Genomic DNA, 24,109 nt, shown 5'->3' with positions numbered 1-24,109 from the left:
GCGACCCAGCGCCAGGCCTGGGCCTGCTCGTCGCGCCGCACGAACAAGCCAAGCCGGCCGCGGATGACATCGAGCAGCAGGCGCTCGTAAGCACCGGTCTTGCGCTCATGCCGTGCGCCCTGCCCGCGCGGCAGCATGCGTTGCAGGTCCAGCGAAGCGGGCTGCAGCGCCTGCGTGTCGCCCGGCTGCTTGACCAGGAAATGCAGGCGGATGCTTTCCTCGGGCTGCAGCGTGATCACCAGCCGGTTGCCAGGCTCGTGGTCGAGCGGGCGTGGGAACAGGGAATACGGCACGTCGCGGAACTGGATCACGATCTCGGCCACGCGCGACTGCATGCGCTTGCCGGTGCGCAGGTAGAACGGCACCCCCGCCCACCGCCAGTTGGCGATCTCGGCCTTGATGGCGACGAAGGTCTCGGTCTGGCTGTCGGGCGGGATGGCCGCCTCGTTCACATAGCCCGGCACCGCGTCGCCGCCCGCGGCGCCGCGGCAGTATTGCCCGCGCACCACCTTCTCGGCGACCTCGCCCAGTTCGATCGGCTTGAGCGCCTTGAGGATCTTCAGCTTCTCGTCGCGGATGGCGTCCTCGGACAGGCTCGAGGGCGGCTCCATCGCCACCATGCACAGCAATTGCAGCAGGTGGTTCTGCACCATGTCGCGCAGCGCGCCGATACCGTCGTAGAAGGCGCCGCGCTTTTCCACGCCGAGTTCCTCGGCGATGGTGATCTGCACGTCGCGCACCCATTCGCGCCGCCACAAGGGCTCGAACAGCACGTTGCCGAAGCGCATCGCCATCAGGTTCTGCACCGACTCCTTGCCCAGGTAGTGATCGATGCGGTAGATCTGGTCTTCGGCGAAGTGGCGGGCCACCGCGGCATTGATCGCATCGGACGAGGCCAGGTCGTGGCCCAGCGGCTTCTCCAGCACGACCCGGGCACCGGCATGGTTGAGCCCGGTGCGGGCCAGCTGATCGCAGATCGGCACGAACAGCTGCGGCCCGGTGGCCAGGTAGAACACCACCACCGGCGCGGCGCGCGCGCGCACCAGTTCGGCCAGCGCATCGAAGCCTTCCGGCGCGTTGGCGTCCACCTGCAGGTAGCGGATGCGCTCGATGAAAGCCTGCCACGCCTCCCCGGCGGCGGCGGCCGGCAGCGCGGGACGCACCTTGGCTTCGAGCATGGCCAGGTAGGCGTCCTGGCCGAGCGGCTGGCTGCCGAGCGCGACGATGCGCCCACGCGCGTGCAGGGAGCCCACGCAGTGCGCATCGAACAGCGCGGGCAGCAGCTTGCGCGTGGCGAGATCGCCGGTGCCGCCGAACAGCACGAAGTCGAATTCGGGTGCCGGGGCTACAGCATTGCTTTGCATCATGTCACCAGTCGGTTGGTCGGGTTGGGTTCGGGTATCGGGGGAGCCGCTGCCGCGCTAGCGCGGCGTGGCCCACCCCCTGTAGTCGTTCACGTTGGCGCGCGTCACCAGCGTGGAAGGCAGCAGTATGGTGGGGTTCGCCGGCGGCTTGCCGTGCATCAGCCCCACGCCGATTTCCACCGCGGTGCGCGCGATCGCCCACGGGTCCTGGCTGGCCGAGGCCTGCACCGAGGTATCGGCCTTGAGCGCCGCCTCGATGTCCGGCGCGCCGTCGACCGAAGCGATCAGGATACCGCGGCGGTTAAGCTGGCGCGCGGCCAGGTCGGCGCCCACCGCCTGCGGATCGTTGATGGTAAAGACCGCATCGACCTTGGGAAAGCGGGTCAGGTAAAGCTGCATGACGTTGAGGCCACCCTCGCGCGAGCCCTTGGCATCCTGGTCGTCGGACAGGATATGAATGCCGGGGTGCTTGCCCAGTACCGTCTTGCAGCCCTTCACGCGGTCCAGCACGGCGGATACCGGCGGGCCGTTCTGGATGATGAGGTTGCCGTGTCCGCCCAGCCGTTCGGCCAGGAATCCGCAGGCGAGTTCCCCGGCCTGGGTGTTGTCGGTCTGCACCGTGGCATCCGCGCCGGCCGCGCCCACGTCCACCGCCACCACCACGATGCCGGCCTTGCGGGCCTTCCTCACGGCGGGCTCGATCGCGCGCGCATCGGCTGCGTTGATCAGGATCAGGTCCACCTTCGACACGATAAAGCTGTCGATATGCGAGAACTGCTTGTTGAGGTCGTAATCGGCGGACAGCACCGTGACCTTGGCGTCCGGGTTGATCTTCCTGGCCGCCGCCTCGGCGCCGCGCGCCAGTGCGACGAAGTACGGGTTGCCCAGCGAGCCGAGCGTGACGCCGACTTTTTTCAGCGGCCTTTCGGCGGCGGCCGGTGCCGCGGAGGCCGGCGCCGCAGCGGTCTGCGCCGCCGCGCTGGTGCCCAGCGCCGCCAGTGCCGCCAGCGCGAGTGCCGTCAGGTAATCCGCCAGGTTGTGTTTGGACATGTCGAGTCTCCTGTAGCCCGTGTATTCGCGGTAACCGCAGCCTGCGCTTCAGGTGCGCGCCGAGTCCTTGCGGCGGTAGCGGTCGAGCGCCACCGCGCCGATGATGACCAGGCCCTTGATGATGTACTGCCAGATATCGGACACGCCCAGCAGCACCAGGCCATTGGACAGCACCGCGATGATCAGTGCGCCGATCAGCGTGCCGCCGATCGAGCCGGTGCCGCCGACGAAGCTGGTGCCGCCCAGGATCACCGCGGCAATCGCGTCGAGCTCGTACGATTGCCCCAGTTGCAGCCCGTTGGCGGCATACAGGCGCGAGGCCGACATCACGCCGCCGAGGCCGGACAGCAAACCCGACACCGCGTACACGAACAACAGCACGATCCACACCTTGATGCCGGACAGCCGCGCCGCTTCCGCGTTGCCGCCCACCGCGTAGATCTGCAGGCCCAGCACGGTACGGCGCAGCACGAACCACGACACGGCCACCACGGCGAAGGCGATGATCACGAGCCAGGGCACGCCCAGCACCTCGCCGTTGCCGATGAAGGCAAAGCCGATGTCCGGGTTGTAGATGGTGCTGTCGTTGCCGACCAGCCGCGCCAGCCCGCGCACGGCGGTCAGCGTGCCGAGCGTAACGATGAACGGCGGCAGTTTCATGAATGCGACCAGCGCGCCGTTGACGAGGCCGAACAGCAAGCCGCACAAGAGCGCCGCAGGCACGCTGAGCGCGCCGAGCTGCGGCACCAGCGACGCCAGCATCGCCACCACCGCGGAGATCGACAGGATCGATCCCACCGACAGGTCGATGCCGCCGGTCAGGATCACGAAGGTCATGCCGGCCGCCAGCACCATATTGATCGAGGCCTGCTGCGCGACGATCGACAGGTTCTGCCAGCTGGCGAAGTTCTCCGTCAGCACCGTGAAACCGATGCACAGCAGCACCAGCACGGGCAGCATGCCGAGCGCGCGCAGGCGCTCCTGCGTGGTGAGGCGGCCGCGGGCTGCCACTGGCAACGCCGGACCGGAAGGATGGGCGGGGCGGGTGATCGAATCTTGCATGGTGGTCTCCTGCACCGGCGGCTGCGTAGAGTGGCAGGCCGGCGTCGATATCTCGTGTCCGATGGCGGGGCCGTGCCCCGCGCGCTATCTCAATGCAGCAGGCCGTGCGCCTGCGCCGACATCTGCTGCGGCAGCATGCCGGCCCATGCGCTCGCCGGCTGCGCCGCGCCCGTGGCCAGCGCGATAATGCGTTCCTGGGTCTCGGCGGCGCTCGCGCACGGCTGCACTTCCCCGGCCAGCGCGCCCTCGCGCATCACCAGCACGCGGTCGCACAGGCCCACCACTTCCGGCAGCTCGCTGGAGATCATCAGGATCGCCACGCCGCTTTCGGCCAGCGCGTTGATCAGCCGGTAGATCTCCGACTTGGCGCCGATATCCACGCCGCGCGTGGGCTCGTCCAGGATCAGCACGCGCGGCTGGATTTCCAGCAGGCGCGACAGCATGACCTTCTGCTGGTTGCCGCCCGAGAGCGCGCCCACGTTGACATGCGCATGCGCCACGCGGATGCCGAGCGCATCGATGGCTTCGGTGGTGCGCCGGCGCGCCGCCGGCCGGTTCAGGCGCCCGAGGCCGAGCGCGTCGCGCGCGGCCACGATCAGGTTGATGTTCTCGTGCACGCTCTGGTCCAGGAACAGGCCCTGCAGCTTGCGGTCCTCGGTCAGGTAGGCGATGCCCGCGTCGATCGCCTGGCGCGGGCCGCCAGGCGGCAGCGTAGCGAGGCCGGCGGGGCCCGCGATGCACACCTCGCCGCGCGTGCGCGCGTCGGCGCCGAACACCAGGCGTGCCAGTTCGGTGCGGCCCGCGCCTACCAGGCCGGCCAGCCCCAGCACCTCGCCTGCGCGCAACGCGAAGCTGCAGCCGCGCACGCGCCGCCCGTCGGCGAGATCGCGCACCGACAGCACCACCTCGCCCTGGCGCGCCTGGCCGTGCGTCTTGGTATAGAAGCCCGACAGGTCGCGCCCCACCATCATCTTGACCAGCGCCGCCTGCGACAGGTGCGCGCGATCCAGCGTGCCGACGAAGCCGCCGTCGCGCAGCACGGTGACGCGATCGGCCAGCTCGTCGATCTCGGCCATGCGATGGCTGATATAGAGAATCGCCATGCCCTCGCCGCGCAGCTGGCGGATCAGCGCGAACAGGCGGTCGGTCTCGTGCGTGGACAGCGGCGTGGTGGGTTCGTCCATCACCAGGATGCGCGCCTCGAAGTGCACGGCACGGGCAATCTCCACCAGCTGGCGCTGCGCGATCGACAGGCTGGCGACGCACGCGGTCGACGGGAAATCGGCGCCGAGCCGGGCCAGCGTCGGCTCGCAGGCGCGCGCCATCTCGCCGCGCGCCACCAGCCCGCGGCGCTGCAAGGCGCGGCCGAGGTAGATGTTCTCGGCCACGCTCAGGTTGGGCGCCAGGCTGAGTTCCTGGTAGATCACGGCCACGCCGAGTTCGCGCGCCGCCTGCGGGCCGTCGATATGCACCGGCTTGCCATCGATATGGCATTCGCCGCCGGCGTCGGCGATGTAGGCGCCCGACAGGATCTTCATCAGCGTCGACTTGCCCGCGCCGTTCTCGCCCATCAAGGCGTGGACCTCGCCCGCGTAGGCGGTCAGCTCGACGTTGCGCAGCGCGCGCACGCCGGGGAAGGTCTTGGAAATATTGCGCAGCGCCAGCAATGGCACCGGGCCGTGCGGATCAGACGATGGCATGGTTGGCCTCCGGAATCATGGCGGACGCACCCTTGAGCAGCTCGGCCCGCGGCGAAAAATTCATGAACATCGGCAGCGAAGCCGCGCCGACCGCGCCGGCGTTGGCGCCGAAACACCCGCGCACCACCCGCGGCGGCCGGCGCGCCTCGGGCGCCCCCTCGTCCAGCTCGGCCTGCAGGCGCCCGATCAGCGCGGCCACCAGGCCGGCATCGATATCGGCGTCGAGGATGACCAGCGGCACGTCCAGCACCGCCAGCGCGGATTGCAGCGCCGGCGCCAGCGCATCGATGCAGTCGTCGAGCCATTCGGCCACGGCGGGATGCTGGCCGCGCACCTGGGCTTCCAGGTCGGCATGGCTGTCGATGGCCACGCCGTGATGGCGCAGGTGGCGCGTCAGCGCATTGAGCGAGGCGCGCGCCAGCAGGATGTCGCGCCGCTTGCCGGTATGCGGCGCCGAGGCCAGCGTGCTGTGCGGCACCGGCATCATGCCGATATCGCCGGCATTGCCCGACACGCCGCGCACGCAGTCGCCGTTGAGCGCCACGCCGCCGCCGATGGCGGGGCCGACGAAGACGTACAGGAAGTTCTGCGCGTGGTGGTGTCCGTAGAACAGTTCGGCCACGGCGGCGGCGGTGCCATCGTTCTCGCCGAATACCGGCAGGCCGGCGGCATCCGCCAGCTCGGCGGCAAAATCTACCTCGTCCCAGGCGCGGAAGGTGGCTTGCGACGCTTCGTCCTGCAGGTCGAGCTCGCGCAGCCAGGCGCCGAGGTTGTAGGGCTGGGCCACGCCGATGCCGAGCAGGCGCTTGCGCTCGGCCGGCGTCAGCTGCGCGCGCAGCGCGGCCACGTCGTCGCGCACCATTGCCAGCGCCTGTTCCGGATGGGGCAGGACCATCTGGTGCGCGCGGCTGGCGAGAATCTCGCCGCCGAAGTCGACCATCACGCACTCGATGCTGGCGCGGTCGAGCCGCACCCCGATACCGAAGGCGCCCTTGGGCTGCAGGCGGATCAGGCTGGCCGGCTGGCCGCGCTGCCCTTCCTGGCGGCGCCCGGCGATATGGATCAGGCCCTCGTCGGTCAACGACTGCACGATGCTGCCCACCGCGGTATTGGTGAGCTGGGCCATGCGGGCGAGATCGGCCTTGGAGGCCTCCCCGGCATGGCGCAGCGCCAGCAGGAGCGCGCGCTCGTTGTACAGCCGCAAGCTGGCGGAATTCACGCCGCGGCCGGCCTTGGCACTGGTCATATCGTCTCCGGATGTGGTTCTGCCCACCGCTGGCGTCACCTGTTGCCTGTTATCCGGCGGGTGGGCTGCGGCATTAATTAATTCATGTTGAATTAAATAATAACGGACCCGATAACTCAAGCAAGGGGAAACCCGAGGCAAGCGGTTGCATGGTGCCGCCCCCGGGGCGCCGGAAAGTGCCCTGGCACCGGGCCGGCGCCGGCATGCTCTAGAATCCAGGCTTGCGCTTCCCGCCACCCAAGCCACCATGGATTCCATCTTCGACGCCATCCTGCCCGCCCCTTTCGGCAAGATCGGCGTGCGCACCGACGGCGCGGCGATCCGCGAGATCGTCTACCTGCCAGAGAGCATGAAGCTCGCCGCCCCCGCCAATGCGGTGACGCAGCGGCTGGCGCGGCAACTCGAGGCGTACTACGCCGATCCGGATGCGCCCTTCGATGTGCCGCTGGCGCCGGTCGGCAGCGATTTCCAGCGCCGGGTGTGGCAGGCCATCGCGAACGTGCCGCGCGGCAAGGTCACCACCTATGGCGCGGTGGCGCGGCAGATCGCCAGCGCGCCGCGCGCGGTCGGGCAGGCCTGCGGGGCCAATTATTTCCCGCTGGTGATCCCCTGCCACCGCGTGGTCGGCGCCAGCGGCATCGGCGGCTTTGCCAACCACCAGGGCGATGGCTTCTTCCTTGATATCAAGCGCTGGCTGCTGCGCCACGAAGGCGTGTTGCTGACATGAACCACGACGCCGATCCGCCCATGGATGCCGACGGCATGGAAGACATCGAAGAGACCGACGAGATCGCGGAGATCGCACAGCCCGACGGGGCGCCGGACAGCGCCGCCCTGCTCGCGGACCTCGGCCTGGTAGACCGTTTCTGCGACGCGCTGTGGCTCGAGGACGGCCTCGCGCGCAACACCATCGATGCCTACCGCCGCGACCTGATGCTGCTGGCGCGCTGGCTGCACGCCACCGGCACCGCCACGCTGCCCGGCGCGGACGACACCGCCCTCACCGGCTACTTTGCCTCGCGCCACCTGGAAACGCGCGCATCGTCGGCCAACCGGCGGCTCACCGTGTTCAAGCGCTTCTTCCAGTGGGCGCTGCGCGAGCACCTGATCACCGCGGATCCCTGCCTGCTGCTGCGCCCGGCCAAACAACCGCCGCGCTTTCCGAAGACGCTGACCGAAGCCCAGGTGGAAGCCCTGCTCGACGCCCCCGACACGGCCACGCCGCTCGGCTTGCGCGACCGCACCATGCTCGAACTGATGTATGCCAGCGGCCTGCGGGTGTCCGAACTCACGCAGATGAAGACCATCGAGGTCGGCCTCAACGAAGGCGTGGCGCGCGTGGTTGGCGGCAAGGGCAACAAGGAGCGGCTGGTGCCCTTCGGCGCCGAGGCCGGCGACTGGCTGCGCCGCTACCTGGCCGAAGGCCGCCCGGCACTGCTGGGCGAGCGCGCCTGCGATGCGCTGTTCGTCACACAGCGCGGCGAGGGCATGACGCGCCAGGCCTTCTGGCACCTGATCAAGCGGCACGCGCGCGAGGCCGAGATCCACGCACCGCTGTCCCCGCACACCTTGCGGCACGCCTTTGCCACGCATCTGCTCAACCACGGCGCCGACCTGCGCGTGGTGCAGTTGCTGCTGGGGCATGCCGACATCTCCACCACGCAGATCTACACCCACGTGGCGCGCGAGCGCCTGCGCGAGCTGCACCAGCAGCACCACCCGCGCGGCTGAATCCGCCCGTCATCGCCTACCGTCATCATGAGCAAGACCAAACACGTTTCGGAAACCCCTGCCACCCAGTTCCTCAAACAGCACGGTGTCGCCTATGGCGAGCATGCCTACGACTACGTCGAGCACGGCGGGACCGGGGAATCGGCCCGGCAACTCGGCGTGCCCGAGCATGCGGTGATCAAGACGCTGGTGATGGAAGACGAGAAAGCCCAGCCGCTGATCGTGCTGATGCATGGCGACTGCTCGGTGTCGACCAAGAACCTGGCACGGCAGACCGGGCGCAAGAGCGTGCAGCCGTGCAAGCCGGAGGTGGCGCAGCGCCACAGCGGCTACATGGTGGGAGGCACCTCGCCGTTCGGCACCAGGAAACGCATGCCGGTGTTCGTGGAAACCAGCGTGCTGGCGCTGGAGCGGATCTATATCAATGGCGGGCGGCGCGGCTACCTGGTCAGCATCGACCCGCGGGCGCTGACGGCGCTGGTCGGCGCCCAGCCGGTGGAGTGCGCGTTGCCGGATTGAAGCCGCATCCGGTTTTCCCCGGGCGGCACCGGTTTTTTCGGGAGCCGGCAGCGCCCGGACGGACTCGCCTGCCCCGCCATCCGGGATAGTCCCCGAAGAGAAGCCCACGCGACCACGCTACAATCCCGCCAGCCTCAAATTCCCGGTTCCCACATGGCCAATCTGATTTTCGCACTCGCCGCCTACCTGATCGGCTCCATTTCCTTCGCCGTCGTGGTCAGCAAGGCCATGGGCCTGCCCGACCCGCACACCTACGGCTCGGGAAACCCCGGCGCCACCAACGTGCTGCGCAGCGGCAACAAGAAGGCTGCGGTGCTCACGCTGGTCGGCGATGCCCTGAAGGGCTGGCTGGCGGTCTGGCTGGCGCAGCGATTCGGCCCGGCCTATGGGCTGGACGACACCGGCCTGGCGCTGGTGGCGGTGGCGGTATTCCTTGGCCACCTGTTCCCGGTGTTCTTCCGCTTCGCCGGCGGCAAGGGCGTGGCCACCGCGGCCGGCATCCTGTTCGCCATCGACCCGCGGCTTGGCGCGGGCACGCTGGCCACCTGGCTGATCATTGCCTTTTTCTTCCGCTACTCGTCACTGGCGGCGCTGGTGTCGGCCCTGTTCGCGCCCTTCTTCTACGTGCTGATGGCGGGCGTTGACGTGATCGCCGGCGCGGTCTTCGCCATCAGCGTACTGCTGGTGGTTCGCCATCGCCAGAACATCGGCAAGCTGCTGGCCGGCAAGGAGAGCCGCATCGGGGAAAAGAAGAAGGCGCCCGGCGCCTGACTTTCCGCGCCGCCCGCCTGCGGGAGGGGACGGGCGCTCGTTACGCCGCCACGCTGGAACCAACCACCGGCTTCGCTTCAAGTGGCGCCTGCCCCCCTCTCCCCATGAGGGGAGCGGGCGTAAACACCGACGTCATGCCAGCCGGTCCTGGCGCACCGGTTGGCTGCGGCCATGGCCCCAGGCCTGCCCTCAGGGCATCTTGCCGAGTATCCCGTTCATCTCGTCCATGGAGAAGGCCCGCAGCGTCTGGGTGCGGACATTGCCCGCCATGCCCAGGGACAGGCCGAAGGCGGTCATGGTGGCGTCGTCGGGCGCGGTGAAGGTCACCACAAGGTCGTATTGCCCGAGCGTCCAGTAGATATCCTTCATTTCGATACCGCTCTTCTTCGCCATTTCGCGAACGGCGGCGGCACGTTTGGTCGTATCTTTTACGGTACGGATTCCCTGGTCGGTGAAGTTCAATAGGGCGACAAAAGTGGCCATGATGCATCTCCTGATCAAGTGGAACGACGCTACGCGTTGCCAAAGCGTATCGAGCAGATGCTTGCTGCAATCCGCGTACCATGCGAGCCGCCGCCTGGCTTGCATGGCGACATGCGTCCGGCGCGGGCGGCCGCGACGGGGCAGTCCGCCGGAAAACGTTCCAGTCTTGAAACTTGCTGCGCCGGGAGATGCCCCGGTGCCCCGGTGCCCCGGGGCCGTCCGTCAGGCCGCCTGCGCGAGCGCGGTGAACGGGAACACCATTTCCACCCGCAGCCCACCTTCTGGCCGGTTGTCCAGCGCCAGGCGGCCGCCGCCCTGTCGCACCAGGCGGTCGACGATGGCAAGCCCCAGGCCCGAATGCGCATTGCCGCCGCGTGCCGGGTCCAGCCGCACGAAGGGTAGCGTGACCTTTTCCATGGCCTCGGGCGGGATGCCTTCGCCGTGGTCCTCCACCACCATATGCCAGCCATCGGCCTGCCGCGAGGTGCTGAGCAGCACCGGCGGCGCGCCATAGGCATAGGCGTTGTCGATCAGGTTGCCGACGATGCGGTCGAGCTGGGTGGCAATCATGCGGAAGCCTTCGCCAGCCATCAGCGAGATTTCCACCGACTTGTCCTGCTCGGCCAGCGAGGCGGCCAGCTCGCCGATGCGGCGATCCACCGGCACCGGGCGCGCGGCGGGCTCGCCGCTCTGGGCAAAGGTCAGGAACTGCTCGACGATGGCCGACATCGACTGGACGTCGCGCGTCACGCCGGCCGCTGCCTTGGGATCGGCCAGCATCTCGGCGCGCAGCCGCAGCCGCGCCAGCGGGGTCTTGAGGTCGTGCGCGATGCCGGCCAGCATGGTGTTGCGTTCCTGGTCGATGCGGGTCAGGTCGGCCATCATGCGGTTGAAGCGCACGATCAACTGGCGCAGTTCGTGCGGGCCGCGCTCGCGCAGCGGCTCGACGGTGTGCTGGCGCGACAGCTGCTCGGCCGCCGCCGCCATATCGCGCACCGGCCGCTGGATCTGCCAGGCGATCAGCAAGGCCACCGCCATGGCTACGCCAACCACCAGGATCACGCCGGGCAGCAGGCGATTGTCGGGCGGCGGGTTGACCACCCACAGCGCCGGCATCGCGATCCAGTCCCGCCGCTGCGGCAGCTTGACCCAGATGCGGGTAGTCTGTTCTTCCTCGAGCCGCACCTGGGTTCCAGCCGGCATGCGCTGCGCGAACTGTTCGACCAGCCGGCGCGCCCGGCCCTTGGCCGCCACGGTATGCTCGGCGGCGCTGGCCTCGCTGGCCACTTCCACCAGGCTCGGCAGCTTGAGCGGCGGCTGCGCGGCGAGCGCGCGCTGGATGCTGTCGAACTGGAACATCATCTGCTCGACGGAATAGTCCAGCTGCTGCTGGCGGCGATCCATGCGCAGGATGGCCAGCCAGGAAAAATGGCTGAGCACCAGCACTGCAGCGATCAGCAGCGCGATCCGGCCGAACAGCGTGTCGATGCGGAGCTTCATTGCGGTATTTCGTCGGCTTCGTCAGGTACAAAGGTATAGCCGCGGCCGCGCACGGTCTGGATGTAGCGCGGCCGCTGCGCATCTTCGTCGAGCAGGCGGCGCAGGCGCCAGATCTGTACGTCGATGCCGCGGTCGCTGATGCCGCTGGCGGTGCCGTACATCAGTTCGACGATGCGCTCGCGCGACAGCACCTCGAGCGGGTGCATCAACAGCAGCTTGAGCAGCGCGAACTCGGTATCGCTGATCGGTACCGGCTCGCCGGCGCGCACCAGGGAGCGCTGGCGGAAATTGACCCGGAATGGCCCGAACGTCATGCCCTCGCGGTCTTCCGGCGCGGCCGCCGGGCGGGCCAGCTTGCGGCGCAGCACGGCATTGATGCGGGCCAGCAGTTCGCGCGGCGAGAACGGCTTGCCGAGATAGTCGTCGGCGCCGATCTCCAGCCCGACGATGCGGTCGATCTCGTCGCTGCGCGCGGTCAGCAGGATCACCGGGATATCGTCGTTCTTGGCCCGCAGGTTGCGCAGCGCGGTGAGACCGTCCACTTTCGGCATCATCAGGTCCAGCACGATCAGGGCCGGCCGCTCCCGCTCGAGGCGAGCCTGCAGGCCGTCCCCATCGTGCAGCACGGAGACGGCGAAGCCTTGCTGGCTGAGGTATTCGCGCAGCAGGTCGCGGAGTTCGGGATCGTCGTCGACGACGAGGATCTGGGTAGGCTGATTGACTCGCATAGGGAGATGATAGCTAGGCTCGGTGCGGCAATCCGGGCGAATTGTTTCAGGGGATTACACCCGGGCCGCTGGTAATGATCTGTAAGAATGACCGCCACGGCTGAAACATGGAGATCAGTAAGGCGCATTATGCTTCGCTTATGTTGCCGTCGCCGGCGGTCGCCGGACAGAACGGCCCCGTCCCGAAGCTGCCCAGCCCGCCGTGTGCCTCGCGTGCCGCTTACGGCACGTGTCGACGGCATTGCGGCATACTGCTGCCTCTCACACCCCGAACACAGTTCAAACGCGCCTTGTCGCGTCGCTCCAGGATCCGGTCATGGCTAATCCCGAACAACATCCACAGGCTCAAATGCCACCGCCCGGCAAGGCAGCCCCGCGCCGCCGCAAGATGATCGCCGCCGCGCTGATCGTACTGCTGGCGGCCGGCGGCTGGTATTGGTACAGCCACCGCGGCGCAGCGCCGGCGGGCACTGGCGCCCCCGGCGCCCCCGGCGCCGGCCGCGGGGGCCCTGGCGGTCCGGGGGGGCCTGGCGGTCCGGGCGGACAGCGCTCGCCGGTAGTGATCAGCACCGTGGCCAAGCGTGATATGGATGTCATCCTCAACGGCCTCGGCAACGTCACCCCGGTGGCCAACGTGACCGTGCGTGCCCAGGTTTCCGGGCCGCTGCTCAAGGTCCTGTTCAAGGAGGGACAAATGGTCAAGGCGGGCGATGTCCTTGCCGAGATCGACCCGCGCCCGTTCCAGGCAACGCTGGACCAGGCCGTGGGCACGCTCGCACGCGACCGCGCCCTGCTGGAGAACGCCCGCCTGGACCAGAAGCGCTACCGCACCCTGCTAGGCCAGGACTCGATCTCCAGCCAGCAGGTCGACACGCAGGATGCGCTGGTGCGCCAGTACGAGGGCGTGGTCAAGACCGACCAGGCCAACGTGGACAGCGCCCGCCTGCAACTGGGCTACACCCGCATCCTGGCGCCGGCATCGGGCCGCATCGGCCTGCGCCAGGTCGATCCGGGCAATATCGTCGGCACCAGCGACACCAACGGCATCGCGCTGATCACGCAGATCCAGCCGATCGCCGTGCTTTACACCATCCCGGAGGACAACCTGCCCTCGGTGCTCAAGCGGCTCCATGCCGGCGAGACCATTCCGGTCCAGGCCTGGGACCGCCAGGCGCGCAACCGCCTGGCCGACGGCACGCTGCTGACGACCGACAACCAGATCGACACCACCACCGGCACGGTCAAGCTCAAGGCGATCTTCCCGAATCCCGACGGCATGCTGTTCCCCAACCAGTTCGTCAACGTGCGCACGCGCGTGGACACGCTGCAAGAGGCCACCGTGGTGCCGGTGGCGGCCATCCAGCGCGGCCAGCAAGGCACTTTCGTCTATGTGGTGGACGATGGCAGCAAGGTCAAGGTCCAGGTGGTGACGCTAGGACCCACGGACGGCGAGCGCACGGTCGTCTCCAAGGGACTGGAACCCGGCCAGCGCGTGGTGGTGGACGGCGCCGACCGGCTCAAGGAAGGCATGACGGTGGAAACCGTGGACCCGGCGGCACGTGCCGCCGCCCTGGTGCCGGCCAGCCAGCCGCGCGGACGCGGACGCCGCCGCGAAGGCGGCTCGGGAGGCGCCAGCGCAGCAGGCGCCTCCGGCGCGCACGGCGGCCAGCGCCACGGCGATGGTGCGAGCGCGGCGGCTGCAGGCGGCGCTGGCGCCACGCCGCAGCGGCCGCAGTAAGGACCCAGCATGAACCCATCACGTATCTTCATCGAACGGCCGGTCGCCACTGCGCTGCTGATGCTCGCCATCCTGCTGTCCGGGCTGGTGGCCTTCCGGCTGCTGCCGCTGTCGGCGCTCCCGGAGGTCGATTACCCGACCATACAGGTGACCACGCTGTACCCGGGCGCCAGCCCGGACGTGATGACCTCGTCGATCACCGCGCCGCTGGAACGCCAGTTCGGCCAGATGCCGGGCCTGAAACAGATGTCGTCGTCGTCCTCGGGCGGCGCTTCGGTGATCACGCTGCAGTTCGAGCTGACGCTGTCGCTGGACATCGCCGAGCAGGAGGTGCAGGCCGCCATCAACGCCGGCGGCAACCTGCTGCCGGCCGACCTGCCGATGCCGCCGGTCTATAGCAAGGTCAATCCCGCCGACGCGCCGATCATGACGCTGGCCATGACGTCGGACACCATGCCGCTGCCCAAGCTGCAGGACATGGTGGACACGCGCGTGGCGCAGAAGATCTCCCAGCTGCAGGGCGTGGGCCTGGTCAGCATCAGCGGCGGCCAGCGCCCGGCCGTGCGCATCCAGGCCAATCCGACCGCGCTGGCCGCGCTCGGCATGTCCATCGACGACCTGCGCACCGCCATCGGCAGCGCCAACGTCAATGGCGCCAAGGGCAGCTTCGACGGCCCCGCGCGTGCCTCCACCATCGACGCCAACGACCAGCTCAAGTCCGCTGACGAGTACCGCCAGATCATCGTCGGCTACCAGAACGGTGCGCCGATCCGCATCACCGACGTGGCCAATATCGTCGACGGCCCCGAGAACAACCGGCTGGCGGCCTGGGCCAACGACCAGCCCGCCATCGTGCTGAGCATCCAGCGCCAGCCCGGCGCCAACGTGATCGAGGTGGTAGACCGCATCAAGAGCCTGCTGCCGCAATTGCAGAATTCGCTGCCGGCCTCGGTCAAGGTGCAGTTGCTGACCGACCGCACCACCACCATCCGCGCTTCGGTGCGCGACGTGGAGTTCGAGCTGCTGCTGGCGGTCGCGCTGGTGGTGATGGTGATCTTCGTCTTCCTGCGCAATGTGCCGGCCACCATCATCCCCGGCGTGGCGGTGCCGCTGTCGCTGGTGGGCACCTTCGGCGTGATGTACCTGGCCGGTTTCTCGATCAACAACCTGACGCTGATGGCGCTGACCATCGCCACCGGCTTCGTGGTGGACGATGCGATCGTGATGATCGAGAACATCATGCGCTACATCGAGGAGGGCGATTCGCCCATGGAGGCGGCGCTCAAGGGTTCGAAGCAAATCGGCTTCACCATCATCTCGCTGACGTTCTCCCTAGTGGCCGTGCTGATTCCGCTGCTGTTCATGGGGGATGTGGTGGGACGGCTGTTCCGCGAGTTCGCCATCACGCTGGCGGTCTCGATCCTGATCTCCGCGGTGGTCTCGCTGACGCTGACGCCGATGATGTGCGCGCGCCTGCTGCACCATGTGCCCGAGGAGAAACTCTCGCGCTTCCACCGCGCCAGCGGCCGCTTCTTCGACAGCGTGATCGCCAGCTACGGCCGCGCGCTGGACTGGGTGCTGGACCGCCAGAAGACCACCCTGCTGGTGGCCGTCGGCACCCTGGTGCTGACCGTGCTGCTGTACATCCTGGTGCCCAAGGGCTTCTTCCCGGTGCAGGACACGGGCGTGATCCAGGGCATCACCGAAGCCTCTCAGACCACATCCTTCCCCGCCATGGCGGCGAAGCAGCAAGCGGTAGCCAAGGTGGTGCTGGCAGATCCGGCGGTGGAAAGCCTGTCCTCCTTCATCGGCGTGGACGGCACCAACACCACGCTCAACGCCGGGCGCCTGCTGATCAACCTGAAGCCCAAGGATGAGCGCAGCGATTCCATCGAGGACGTCACCCGCCGCCTGCAGGCTGCAGTCGACAAGCTCGGCGGCGTCGCGCTCTATACCCAGCCGGTGCAGGACCTGACCATCGAGGACCGCGTGTCCCGCACCCAGTACCAGTTCACCGTGCAGGACCCGGACCCGGCCACGCTGGCCACCTGGGTGCCGAAGCTGGTCGAGCGCCTGAAGCAGGAGCCCGAGCTGCGCGACGTAGCCAGCGACCAGCAGAACAACGGCCTGCGCGCCTTTGTAGATATCGACCGCGACGCCGCGGCGCGCTTCGGCATTACCACCGCGGTGATCGACAGTGCGCTCTACAGCGCCTACGGCCAGCGCCTGGTGTCGACCATCTTCACCCAGTCGAGCCAGTACCGCGTGGTGCTGGAAGCCATGCCCGACTTCCGCACCGACCCGCAGTCGCTGGCGGACCTGCGCCTGCCCTCCTCCTCGGGCGGGCAGGTGCCGCTGGGCGCGTTCGCCCGCATCAGCGAGCGCACCGGGCCGCTGGTGATCAACCACCAGGGCCAGTTCCCGTCGGCCACCATCTCGTTCAACCTGGCCTCCGGCGAATCGCTCGGTGCCGCGGTCGACAAGATCACCAGGGTGGAGCAGGAAATCGGCCTGCCGATCTCCATGCAGACCGACTTCCAGGGTGCCGCGCTGGCCTTCCGCGCTTCGTTGTCCAACACGCTCTGGCTGATCCTGGCGGCAGTGATCACGATGTATATCGTGCTGGGCGTGCTCTATGAGAGCACCATCCATCCGGTGACCATCCTCTCCACGCTGCCCTCGGCCGGCGTGGGCGCGCTGCTGGCGTTGCTGGTCTCGGGCCAGGATCTGGGCATCATCGCGATCATCGGCATCATCCTGCTGATCGGTATCGTCAAGAAGAACGCCATCATGATGATCGACTTCGCGCTCGAGGCCGAGCGCGAGGGTGGCATGGCGCCGCGCGAAGCGATCTTCCAGGCCTGCCTGCTGCGTTTCCGCCCGATCCTGATGACCACCATGGCAGCCTTGCTGGCGGCGCTGCCGCTGATGCTGGGTACCGGCATCGGCTCGGAGCTGCGGCGTCCGCTGGGCATCACCATGGTGGGCGGCCTGCTGGTCAGCCAGGTGCTGACGCTGTTCACCACGCCGGTGATCTACCTGGCTTTCGATCGCCTGGCCTCGCGTCTCAATGACTGGCGCCGGCGCCGCTATGGCGCCGGCGGCGATGAAGCCGGCCCCACCCCCGAGCCGAGGCCGTAATGAATCTGTCGGCCACCTTTATCCATCGCCCGGTCGCCACCGCGCTGCTGACCATCGGCATCCTGCTGGCGGGACTGGCGGCGCTGCGGCTGCTGCCGGTCTCACCGCTGCCGCAGGTGGATTTCCCCACCATCTCGGTGTCCGCCTCGCTGCCCGGCGCCAGCCCCGAGACCATGGCGGCGACCGTGGCCACGCCGCTCGAGCGCGCGCTGGGCGCCATCGCCGGCGTGACCGAGATCACCTCCAGCAGTTCGCTGGGCTCGACCCGCATCACGATGCAGTTCGAGCTCTCGCGCGACATCGACGGCGCCGCGCGCGATGTGCAGGCCGCCATCAATGCCTCGCGCGCCACGCTGCCCACCAGCCTGCCGAGCAATCCGACCTACCGCAAGGTCAACCCGGCCGACGCGCCGATCATGATCATTGCGCTGACTTCGCCGACCATGACGCGGGGCCAGCTCTACGATGCCGCCTCGACCATCCTGGCGCAGAAGATGTCGCAGATCGAGGGCGTGGGCCAGGTCACCATCGGCGGCTCGTCCCTGCCGGCGGTGCGGGTGGAGCTCAATCCCACCGCGCTCAACAAGTACGGCGTCTCGCTGGAGGATGTGCGCAATACGATCAGCGCCACCAACGCCAACCGCCCGCTCGGCTCGCTGGAAAACGCTAGCACCAACTGGCAGATCTACGCCAACGACCAGGCCATGAAGGCGGCGGACTACATGCCGCTGATCGTCCGCTACGCGACCCCGGGCACCTATTCCTCGGCCTCGGCCGGCGCGCTGATCGCCAGCACGGCCAATGCCACGGCGGGCGGCGGCGTCAGCACCAAGACCGTCAACGGCGTCACCACCACCACGCTGACCACCAGCAGCGGCACCACCACCATCAGCACCGGCGCCACCGGCGGCAACAAGAGCAGCGGCGGCCCGAACTCCTTCGCGGTGCCGGTGCGGCTGTCGGACGTGGCGAATGTGACCGACTCCGTGCAGGACATCCGCAACGCCGGCTCGGCCAATGGCCAGCCTTCGGTGCTGCTGGTGCTCAACCGCTCGCCCGGCGCCAACATCATCGAGACCGTCGACCGCGTCACGGCGATGCTGCCGTCGCTGCAGCAGATGATCCCGCCGGCCATCAAGATGGAAGTGATGATGGACCGCACCCCCACCATCCGCGGCTCGCTGCGCGAGGTGGAGCACACCCTGATGATCTCGGTGGCGCTGGTGATCATGGTGGTATTCCTGTTCCTGCGCAATGTGCGCGCCACGCTGATCCCCAGCGTGGCGGTGCCCGTATCGCTGATCGGCACTTTCTCGGTGATGTACCTGGCCGGCTTCTCGCTCAACAACCTGTCGCTGATGGCGCTCACCATCGCCACGGGCTTCGTGGTCGACGACGCCATCGTGGTGCTGGAGAACATCTCGCGCCATATCGAGGAGGGCATGAAGCCGCTGGAAGCGGCGCTCAGGGGCTCGCGCGAAGTGGGCTTCACGGTGCTGTCGATGAGCCTGTCGCTGATCGCGGTGTTCATCCCGCTGCTGATGATGGGCGGCATCGTCGGACGGCTGTTCCAGGAGTTCGCCATCACCTTGTCGGTGGCCATCCTGGTATCGCTGGTGGTCTCGCTGACCACCACGCCGATGATGTGCGCGCGCCTGCTCAAGCCGGTCCGGCCGGAGCAGCAGGGGCGCTTCTTCCGCGCCAGCGAACGCGCCTTCACCTGGATGCACGACCACTACGCGCGCTCGCTGGCGGTCGCGCTGCGCCATGGCGTGCTGGTGTGGCTGGTACTGCTGGCCACGATCGCCCTCAATGTCTGGCTGTACACGATCGTGCCCAAGGGCTTTTTCCCGCAGCAGGATACCGGGCGCCTGATCGGCTTTATCCGCGCCGACCAGGCCACTTCGTTCCAGGCCATGCGCATCAAGCTCGACAACTTCATCAAGATCGTGCAGTCCGACCCGGCGGTGGTCAACGTCACCGGCTTCACCGGCGGTTCCCAACGCAATACCGGCCAGATGTTCGTCACGCTCAAGCCACTGTCCGAGCGCGAATCCGCCGACGCCATCGTGGCCCGGCTGCGCGGCAAGCTAGCCAAGGAGCCGGGCGCGAGCCTGTTCCTGACGTCCGTGCAGGACATCCGCATCGGCGGCCGGCAGAGCAGTTCGGCCTACCAGTTCACGCTGCAGTCGGACGACCTCGATGTGCTGCGCGAATGGGAGCCCAAGGTGCGCGCGGCGATCTCCAACCTCAAGGGCCTGGAAGACGTCGATACCGACACCAATGACAAGGGCCTGCAGACTTCGGTGATCATCGACCGCGACACCGCGTCCAAGCTCGGCGTCACCGCCCAGCAGATCGATGCCGTGCTCAACGACGCCTTCGGCCAGCGCCTGGTCTCCACCATCTACAACCCGCTCAACCAGTACCGGGTAGTGATGGAACTCAGCTCCGAGTACCTGCAGGGTCCGCACGCGCTGCAGGATATCTACGTGGTCACCGGCGGCGGCAAGCGGGTGCCGCTCTCGGCCTTCGCGCGGGTGACGCCCACCAGCACGCCGCTGGGGGTGAACCACCAGGGCCAGTTCGCGGCCTCCACCATTTCCTTCAACCTCGCGGAAGGGGTGTCGCTGTCGCAGGCCACCGACGCGGTGAAGGCGGAGATGGCGCGCATCGGCGTGCCCGAAACGCTGCAGGCGAATTTCCAGGGCAGCGCCAAGGCCTTTCAGGACTCGCTCAAGAGCCAGCCGCTGCTGATCCTGGCCGCGCTGATCACGATCTACATCGTGCTCGGCATGCTGTACGAGAGCTATGTGCATCCGCTCACCATCCTGTCCACGCTGCCGTCTGCCGGCGTAGGCGCGTTGCTGGCGCTACTGGCCTCGGGCACGGATTTCAGCATCATCGCGCTGATCGGCGTGATCCTGCTGATCGGCATCGTCAAGAAGAACGCCATCATGATGATCGACTTCGCCATCGACGCCGAACGGCGCGAGGGCCTGTCCCCGCGCGATGCCATCTACCGTGCCTGCCTGCTGCGCTTCCGCCCCATCCTGATGACCACCATGGCAGCCCTGCTGGGCGCGGTGCCGCTGGCGATCGGCCATGGCGACGGCGCCGAGCTGCGCGCGCCGCTGGGCATCTCCATCGTCGGCGGGCTGGTGGTCAGCCAGTTGCTGACCTTGTACACCACGCCCGTGGTCTACCTGACGCTGGACCGCCTGCGCCTGAAGGTGCGCGCCTGGCGCCGGCGCCGCACGGCCATGCCTGCGGCCACGGCGAGCCTCGAACCCTGAATGCGATCCATGAACGCCATTTTCCGCATCCCTCCCCTCTTCTTCCCGGCGACCTCGCTGACGATCGCCTGCGCCCTGCTGCTGGGCGGCTGCGCCGTGGGCCCCGATTACAAGCGCCCCGACGCGCCCGCCTCGCCTGCCTTCAAGGAGGCGCCGGCAGACAGCACCCAATGGGGAGAGTGGAAGCCGGCCGAGCCGCAGGACACCAGCGAGCGCAGCAACTGGTGGGCGATATTCGGCGATCCGCAGCTCGACGCGCTGATGTCGCAGGTCAAGGTATCGAACCAGAACATCAAGGCGGCCGAAGCGCAGTACCGGCAAGCGCTGGCCGCGCTGCAGTCGTCCCGCGCGGGTTATTTCCCCACGGTCGGCGCCTCGGCCGGGCTGGACCGCGCGCGCGGCAGCAGCGGCCAGGTCGGCAACAGCCAGAGTGCCTCGCTCTCGGCCAGCTGGGAGCTCGACGTGTGGGGCCGCGTGCGGCGCCAGGTGGAGAGCAGCGAAGCCAGCGCGCAGGCCAGCCAGGCCGACCTGGCTTCCACGCTGCTGTCGACCCAGGCCACGCTCGCGCAGAGCTACTTCCTGCTGCGCATCGCCGACCAGCAAAAGGCCCTGCTCGACCGCACCGTCGCCGACTACGAAAGATCGCTGCAACTGGTGCGCAACCAGTACGCGGCCGGCACGGCGCAGCGCTCCGACGTGCTGCAGTCGGAAACCCAGCTCAAGAGCGCTCAGGCGCTGCAGATCGACATCCAGATCACCCGCGCGCAGTACGAGCACGCCATCGCCATCCTGACCGGCAAACCGCCCTCGGATCTCAGCATCGCACCGCAGGACTATGCCGCCGCCGTGCCGCGCGTGCCCAGCGCGGTGCCGTCGGCGCTGCTGGAACGCCGGCCCGATATCGGCGCGGCCGAGCGCCGCATGGCAGCGGCCAACGCGCAGATCGGCGTGGCTCAGGCCGCTTACTACCCCACGCTATCGCTGTCGGCCAGCGGTGGCCTGTCCGCCGCCACGCTCGCGCGCTGGCTGTCGCTGCCGGACCGCGTGTGGTCGATCGGCCCGGCGCTGGCCGGCACGCTGTTCGACGGCGGCCTGCGCAGCGCGGCCAAGGCGCAGGCGGTGGCGGCCTACGACCAGACCGTGGCCAACTACCGCCAGACCGTGCTCTCGGCGTTCCAGGAGGTCGAGGACAATCTGGCCGGTGCGCGCCTGCTCGAGCAGGAAGCCGTGGTACAGAACGACGCGCTGCGTTCGGCGCGCGATGCCCTGGCGCTGGTCAACAACCGCTACCGCGCGGGCACCGCCAGCCTGCTGGACGTACTGACCGCGCAGACCACGGCCTATACGGCGGAGCGCACCGCGCTGGCCATCGTCGGCCGCCAGTACACCACCAGCGCGGTGCTGATCAAGGCGCTGGGCGGCGGCTGGCATGTCGTGCCGCAGAGCGCTTCGAATCCCCCCCCTGCCGCACCGCCAGCCGCACCGGCCCCGGGCGGCACGCCTCCGCCCGCCGGGACGCAAGGCAACGTGCCGGTACCGGCGGACGCCGCGCGCCAGCCCCCGGCAGGCGCGCCCGCCGGCGTCTCGGCAAAACGGTAGCCGGCTGCGCGGCCTCTTACTGCGGGGAAAAACGCACGCGTACCAGCAGGCCCTTGCCCTGGGCGCCGTCCAGCAGCGCCAGCGAGGCACCGTGCGCAGCAGCAATGTCGCGCACGATGGTAAGCCCGAGCCCCGAGCCGGCGGGGGACGCGTCCCGCGCCGGCCCTGCGTTCCTCGCGCCGGCGGCACTGCCCCGGTAAAACGGCTCCAGCACCGCCGCGCGTTCCGCGGCAGGAATGCCCGAGCCGTCGTCTTCCACCTCCAGCACCACGGCCTCGCCGTTACCGGCATCGCGATAGGCGCGCGCCGTGACGACCCCGCCCGATGGCGTGTAGCGCAGCGCATTGTCGATCAGGTTGGTGACCAGTTCGTGCAACAGGTCGGTTCCGGCCACGTGCAGCACCCCCGCCCCTTCGAAGCCCAGGTCGATGCGCCGCGCACGGGCGGCGGGCATGAGTTCGAGGCAGACCTCCCGCACCAGCGCCGCCACGTCGAGCATGCGGGGCGCCTCCGCCCCGCCGTGCGCGGCGCGCGCCATCGACAGCAGGCGGTCGGCCAGCGCGGCCATGCGCGCGGTGCTGTCGGCGAGACCCTGCGCGATGCGGCGCTGCTCGGCGGGATCGTGCTCGCGCGCCGCCAGCTGCGCCTGCGTGTGCAGCACCGCGAGCGGCGTGCGCAACTGGTGCGCGGCGTCGGCGATAAAACGGCGCTGCGCGGCCAGCACCTGCTCCAGCCGCGCCATATAGCCGTTCATCGCCTGCACCAGCGGTGCCGTCTCGCGCGGCGCGCTGTCGAGCGGCAGCGGCGTGGTGGCGCCAGGCTGCCGCTGCGCCACTTCGGCGCGCAGCGCATCGAGCGGTGCCAGCGCGCGCCGGGTGAACAGCCAGATCACCAACACCGCGGCCAGCACCAGCATCAGCTGGCCCCACAGCACCTCGAACAGGATGTTGCGCGTCAGCGCCTGGCGCGAGTCGAGGGTCTCGCCGACCTCGATCAGCGCCATGCCGCCGTGCGTGCCGCCGGCGTCCATCACCGGCTGGCGCAGCGCGGCGATGCGGATCGGCTGGCCGCGGTAGGTGCGGTCGTAGAAACTCACCAGCGCGGGGTAGAGCCTGGTGCGCGGCTGGCTGGCATCGAACGGCGGCAGGTCGTCGTAGCCCGAGACAAACTCGCCATGCACGCCGCTCACGCGGTAGAACATGGTGGCGTTCATGCCCACCTCGAAGGTGTCGAGCGAGATATACGGCACGTCCACGCGCACGCCTTCGGCCGTGAGCGTGATGCGCTCGGAGATATTGCGCGCCGAGGCGAGCAAGGTGCGATCGTAGGCCAGGTCGGCCGATTCCAGCGCGTTCGAGTACGCCACCAGGCCATATGCCGCCTGCAGCGCCAGCATGGGCGGTATCAGCCACCACAGCAGGCGCGCGCGCAGGCTGGCGGGCCGCTTGCGCCGCTCAGCCACCGCCGGGCTCCGGCACGCCTGGCTCCAGCACATAACCCAGCCCGCGCAGGGTGGCGATGACGGCACCCGAGCCTTCGAGCTTGCGGCGCAGGCGATGCACATAGACCTCGATCACATCGGGCTGGGTCTCGTCGGCCAGCGTGAAGATGCCGGCGTAGATCCGGTCCTTGCTGACGGTCTTGCCGGGCGGCGTCATCAGGATCTCCAGCACCGCATGCTCGCGCGGCGTCAGCGCCAGCGGCACGCCGCCGACCTGGAAATGCCGCACCACGGTATCAAAAGCCAGGCCGCCGCAGCGCACCAGCGGCGCCTCGGTCTGCCGGGCCCGCCGCAGCAGCGCCTTGACGCGGGCCTCGAACTCGGCCAGGTCGAAAGGCTTGGCCATATAGTCGTCGGCGCCGAGATCCAGTCCCTTGACACGGTCGCCCACCTCGCCGCGCGCGGTCAGGATCATCACCGGCACGCGGCAGCCCCGGCCGCGCACGCGCGCCAGCAGATCGAGGCCATCGCGGTCGGGCAGGGTCAGGTCGAGCAGCACCAGCGCATAGTCGCTGCCGGCGCCGCCGGCGCTGCCGGCATGCGTGCTGAACAGCAGCGATTCCGCGCTGGCCGCGTCGGCCGCGCGCTCCACGGTGAAATGCAGCGCACGCAGCGCCTGCATCACCCAGGTGGCCAGTTCGTCGTGGTCTTCGACCAGCAGTACTCTCATGGAAGGTTCT

Annotated in this window: 18 protein-coding genes; 8 read left to right on the top strand and 10 right to left on the bottom strand. The window is 68.7% G+C overall.

Annotated elements, in window-relative coordinates; genetic code table 11:
- From zwf to AC3FOF_RS28340, 5 genes are all read right to left on the bottom strand, one after another.
- The coding region (gene zwf, locus AC3FOF_RS28360) for a glucose-6-phosphate dehydrogenase (protein ID WP_488728487.1) at positions 1-1,364 on the bottom strand (1,364 nt) is incomplete at its 3' end.
- 57 nt (positions 1,365-1,421) lie between these two features.
- Positions 1,422-2,414: an ABC transporter substrate-binding protein gene (locus AC3FOF_RS28355; protein WP_488728486.1), complete on the bottom strand. Its 993-nt coding sequence runs from the start codon at positions 2,412-2,414 to the stop codon at positions 1,422-1,424.
- A 48-nt stretch (positions 2,415-2,462) separates the two neighbouring features.
- On the bottom strand, positions 2,463-3,476 hold the full coding sequence (locus AC3FOF_RS28350) for an ABC transporter permease subunit (protein WP_276268732.1): 1,014 nt from the start codon (positions 3,474-3,476) through the stop codon (positions 2,463-2,465).
- An 89-nt stretch (positions 3,477-3,565) separates the two neighbouring features.
- Positions 3,566-5,176: a sugar ABC transporter ATP-binding protein gene (locus tag AC3FOF_RS28345; protein ID WP_488728485.1), complete on the bottom strand. Its 1,611-nt coding sequence runs from the start codon at positions 5,174-5,176 to the stop codon at positions 3,566-3,568.
- Entirely contained in the window at positions 5,163-6,422 is a 1,260-nt protein-coding gene (locus tag AC3FOF_RS28340; protein WP_276268730.1) for an ROK family transcriptional regulator, read from the bottom strand. The genes AC3FOF_RS28345 and AC3FOF_RS28340 overlap by 14 nt, the downstream gene beginning before the upstream one ends.
- Positions 6,423-6,669: 247 nt before the next feature.
- Between AC3FOF_RS28340 and AC3FOF_RS28335 the strand changes: the two genes are divergently transcribed.
- The 4 genes from AC3FOF_RS28335 to plsY all read left to right on the top strand — a co-directional run bounded on the left by AC3FOF_RS28335 (position 6,670) and on the right by plsY (position 9,443).
- On the top strand, positions 6,670-7,149 hold the full coding sequence (locus tag AC3FOF_RS28335; protein WP_488728484.1) for a methylated-DNA--[protein]-cysteine S-methyltransferase: 480 nt from the start codon (positions 6,670-6,672) through the stop codon (positions 7,147-7,149).
- 35 nt (positions 7,150-7,184) lie between these two features.
- Complete coding sequence (xerD, locus tag AC3FOF_RS28330; RefSeq protein ID WP_488728494.1) at positions 7,185-8,153, top strand: site-specific tyrosine recombinase XerD; 969 nt, start codon at positions 7,185-7,187, stop codon at positions 8,151-8,153.
- A 27-nt stretch (positions 8,154-8,180) separates the two neighbouring features.
- Positions 8,181-8,672, top strand: coding sequence for a Cys-tRNA(Pro) deacylase (gene ybaK / locus AC3FOF_RS28325; protein ID WP_488728483.1), 492 nt, complete (start codon positions 8,181-8,183; stop codon positions 8,670-8,672).
- Between the two features lie 153 nt (positions 8,673-8,825).
- Complete coding sequence (gene plsY / locus AC3FOF_RS28320) at positions 8,826-9,443, top strand: glycerol-3-phosphate 1-O-acyltransferase PlsY (protein WP_488728482.1); 618 nt, start codon at positions 8,826-8,828, stop codon at positions 9,441-9,443.
- 189 nt (positions 9,444-9,632) lie between these two features.
- Here the strand turns inward: plsY and AC3FOF_RS28315 are convergent, their stop codons facing one another.
- From AC3FOF_RS28315 to AC3FOF_RS28305, 3 genes are all read right to left on the bottom strand, one after another.
- A complete protein-coding gene (locus AC3FOF_RS28315; protein ID WP_017231142.1) occupies positions 9,633-9,926 on the bottom strand; it encodes a GYD domain-containing protein in 294 nt (97 codons plus the stop codon).
- A 222-nt stretch (positions 9,927-10,148) separates the two neighbouring features.
- The gene (locus AC3FOF_RS28310; RefSeq protein ID WP_488728481.1) at positions 10,149-11,426 is read right to left on the bottom strand and encodes an ATP-binding protein; all 1,278 of its coding nucleotides are present in this window, start codon (positions 11,424-11,426) and stop codon (positions 10,149-10,151) included.
- Positions 11,423-12,154 carry a response regulator gene (locus AC3FOF_RS28305; RefSeq protein WP_276268725.1) on the bottom strand — a complete coding sequence of 244 codons (732 nt, stop codon included), beginning with the start codon at positions 12,152-12,154 and terminating at the stop codon, positions 11,423-11,425. Before AC3FOF_RS28305 ends, AC3FOF_RS28310 begins: the two co-directional genes overlap by 4 nt.
- Before the next feature lie 316 nt (positions 12,155-12,470).
- Here AC3FOF_RS28305 and AC3FOF_RS28300 point away from each other — a divergent pair, with 316 nt between their 5' ends.
- The 4 genes from AC3FOF_RS28300 to AC3FOF_RS28285 are packed head-to-tail and all read left to right on the top strand — an operon-like array spanning position 12,471 to position 21,928.
- Positions 12,471-13,892: an MdtA/MuxA family multidrug efflux RND transporter periplasmic adaptor subunit gene (locus tag AC3FOF_RS28300; RefSeq protein ID WP_488728480.1), complete on the top strand. Its 1,422-nt coding sequence runs from the start codon at positions 12,471-12,473 to the stop codon at positions 13,890-13,892.
- 9 nt (positions 13,893-13,901) lie between these two features.
- Entirely contained in the window at positions 13,902-17,033 is a 3,132-nt protein-coding gene (locus AC3FOF_RS28295; RefSeq protein ID WP_488728479.1) for an MdtB/MuxB family multidrug efflux RND transporter permease subunit, read from the top strand.
- The gene (locus AC3FOF_RS28290) at positions 17,033-20,329 is read left to right on the top strand and encodes an efflux RND transporter permease subunit (protein WP_017227668.1); all 3,297 of its coding nucleotides are present in this window, start codon (positions 17,033-17,035) and stop codon (positions 20,327-20,329) included. Before AC3FOF_RS28295 ends, AC3FOF_RS28290 begins: the two co-directional genes overlap by 1 nt.
- Before the next feature lie 9 nt (positions 20,330-20,338).
- Positions 20,339-21,928, top strand: a complete 1,590-nt coding sequence (locus AC3FOF_RS28285; protein WP_488728478.1) for an efflux transporter outer membrane subunit — start codon at positions 20,339-20,341, stop codon at positions 21,926-21,928.
- A 16-nt stretch (positions 21,929-21,944) separates the two neighbouring features.
- On the opposite strand, the gene AC3FOF_RS28280 is transcribed toward AC3FOF_RS28285, so the two are convergent.
- Both AC3FOF_RS28280 and AC3FOF_RS28275 read right to left on the bottom strand, forming a co-directional pair.
- Positions 21,945-23,390 carry a sensor histidine kinase gene (locus AC3FOF_RS28280; RefSeq protein ID WP_488728477.1) on the bottom strand — a complete coding sequence of 482 codons (1,446 nt, stop codon included), beginning with the start codon at positions 23,388-23,390 and terminating at the stop codon, positions 21,945-21,947.
- A complete protein-coding gene (locus AC3FOF_RS28275; RefSeq protein WP_276264487.1) occupies positions 23,383-24,099 on the bottom strand; it encodes a response regulator in 717 nt (238 codons plus the stop codon). The genes AC3FOF_RS28280 and AC3FOF_RS28275 overlap by 8 nt, the downstream gene beginning before the upstream one ends.
- Between the last annotated feature and the right edge of the window lie 10 nt (positions 24,100-24,109).

The sequence above is a fragment of the Cupriavidus sp. 96C5-1 genome (genome assembly GCF_057798855.1).
The sequence above is the reverse complement of the archived record's forward strand: the minus strand, read 5'-3'. Positions and strand labels throughout refer to the sequence as shown.

Bases quoted from the DNA above. Each gene is read 5' to 3' on its own strand.
- AC3FOF_RS28355 (WP_488728486.1), bottom strand. From the start codon at position 2,414: ATGTCCAAACACAACCTGGCGGATTACCTGACGGCACTCGCGCTGGCG.
- AC3FOF_RS28350 (WP_276268732.1), bottom strand. From the start codon at position 3,476: ATGCAAGATTCGATCACCCGCCCCGCCCATCCTTCCGGTCCGGCGTTG.
- AC3FOF_RS28345 (WP_488728485.1), bottom strand. From the start codon at position 5,176: ATGCCATCGTCTGATCCGCACGGCCCGGTGCCATTGCTGGCGCTGCGC.
- AC3FOF_RS28340 (WP_276268730.1), bottom strand. From the start codon at position 6,422: ATGACCAGTGCCAAGGCCGGCCGCGGCGTGAATTCCGCCAGCTTGCGG.
- AC3FOF_RS28335 (WP_488728484.1), top strand. From the start codon at position 6,670: ATGGATTCCATCTTCGACGCCATCCTGCCCGCCCCTTTCGGCAAGATC.
- xerD (WP_488728494.1), top strand. From the start codon at position 7,185: ATGGAAGACATCGAAGAGACCGACGAGATCGCGGAGATCGCACAGCCC.
- ybaK (WP_488728483.1), top strand. From the start codon at position 8,181: ATGAGCAAGACCAAACACGTTTCGGAAACCCCTGCCACCCAGTTCCTC.
- plsY (WP_488728482.1), top strand. From the start codon at position 8,826: ATGGCCAATCTGATTTTCGCACTCGCCGCCTACCTGATCGGCTCCATT.
- AC3FOF_RS28315 (WP_017231142.1), bottom strand. From the start codon at position 9,926: ATGGCCACTTTTGTCGCCCTATTGAACTTCACCGACCAGGGAATCCGT.
- AC3FOF_RS28310 (WP_488728481.1), bottom strand. From the start codon at position 11,426: ATGAAGCTCCGCATCGACACGCTGTTCGGCCGGATCGCGCTGCTGATC.
- AC3FOF_RS28305 (WP_276268725.1), bottom strand. From the start codon at position 12,154: ATGCGAGTCAATCAGCCTACCCAGATCCTCGTCGTCGACGACGATCCC.
- AC3FOF_RS28300 (WP_488728480.1), top strand. From the start codon at position 12,471: ATGGCTAATCCCGAACAACATCCACAGGCTCAAATGCCACCGCCCGGC.
- AC3FOF_RS28295 (WP_488728479.1), top strand. From the start codon at position 13,902: ATGAACCCATCACGTATCTTCATCGAACGGCCGGTCGCCACTGCGCTG.
- AC3FOF_RS28290 (WP_017227668.1), top strand. From the start codon at position 17,033: ATGAATCTGTCGGCCACCTTTATCCATCGCCCGGTCGCCACCGCGCTG.
- AC3FOF_RS28285 (WP_488728478.1), top strand. From the start codon at position 20,339: ATGAACGCCATTTTCCGCATCCCTCCCCTCTTCTTCCCGGCGACCTCG.
- AC3FOF_RS28275 (WP_276264487.1), bottom strand. From the start codon at position 24,099: ATGAGAGTACTGCTGGTCGAAGACCACGACGAACTGGCCACCTGGGTG.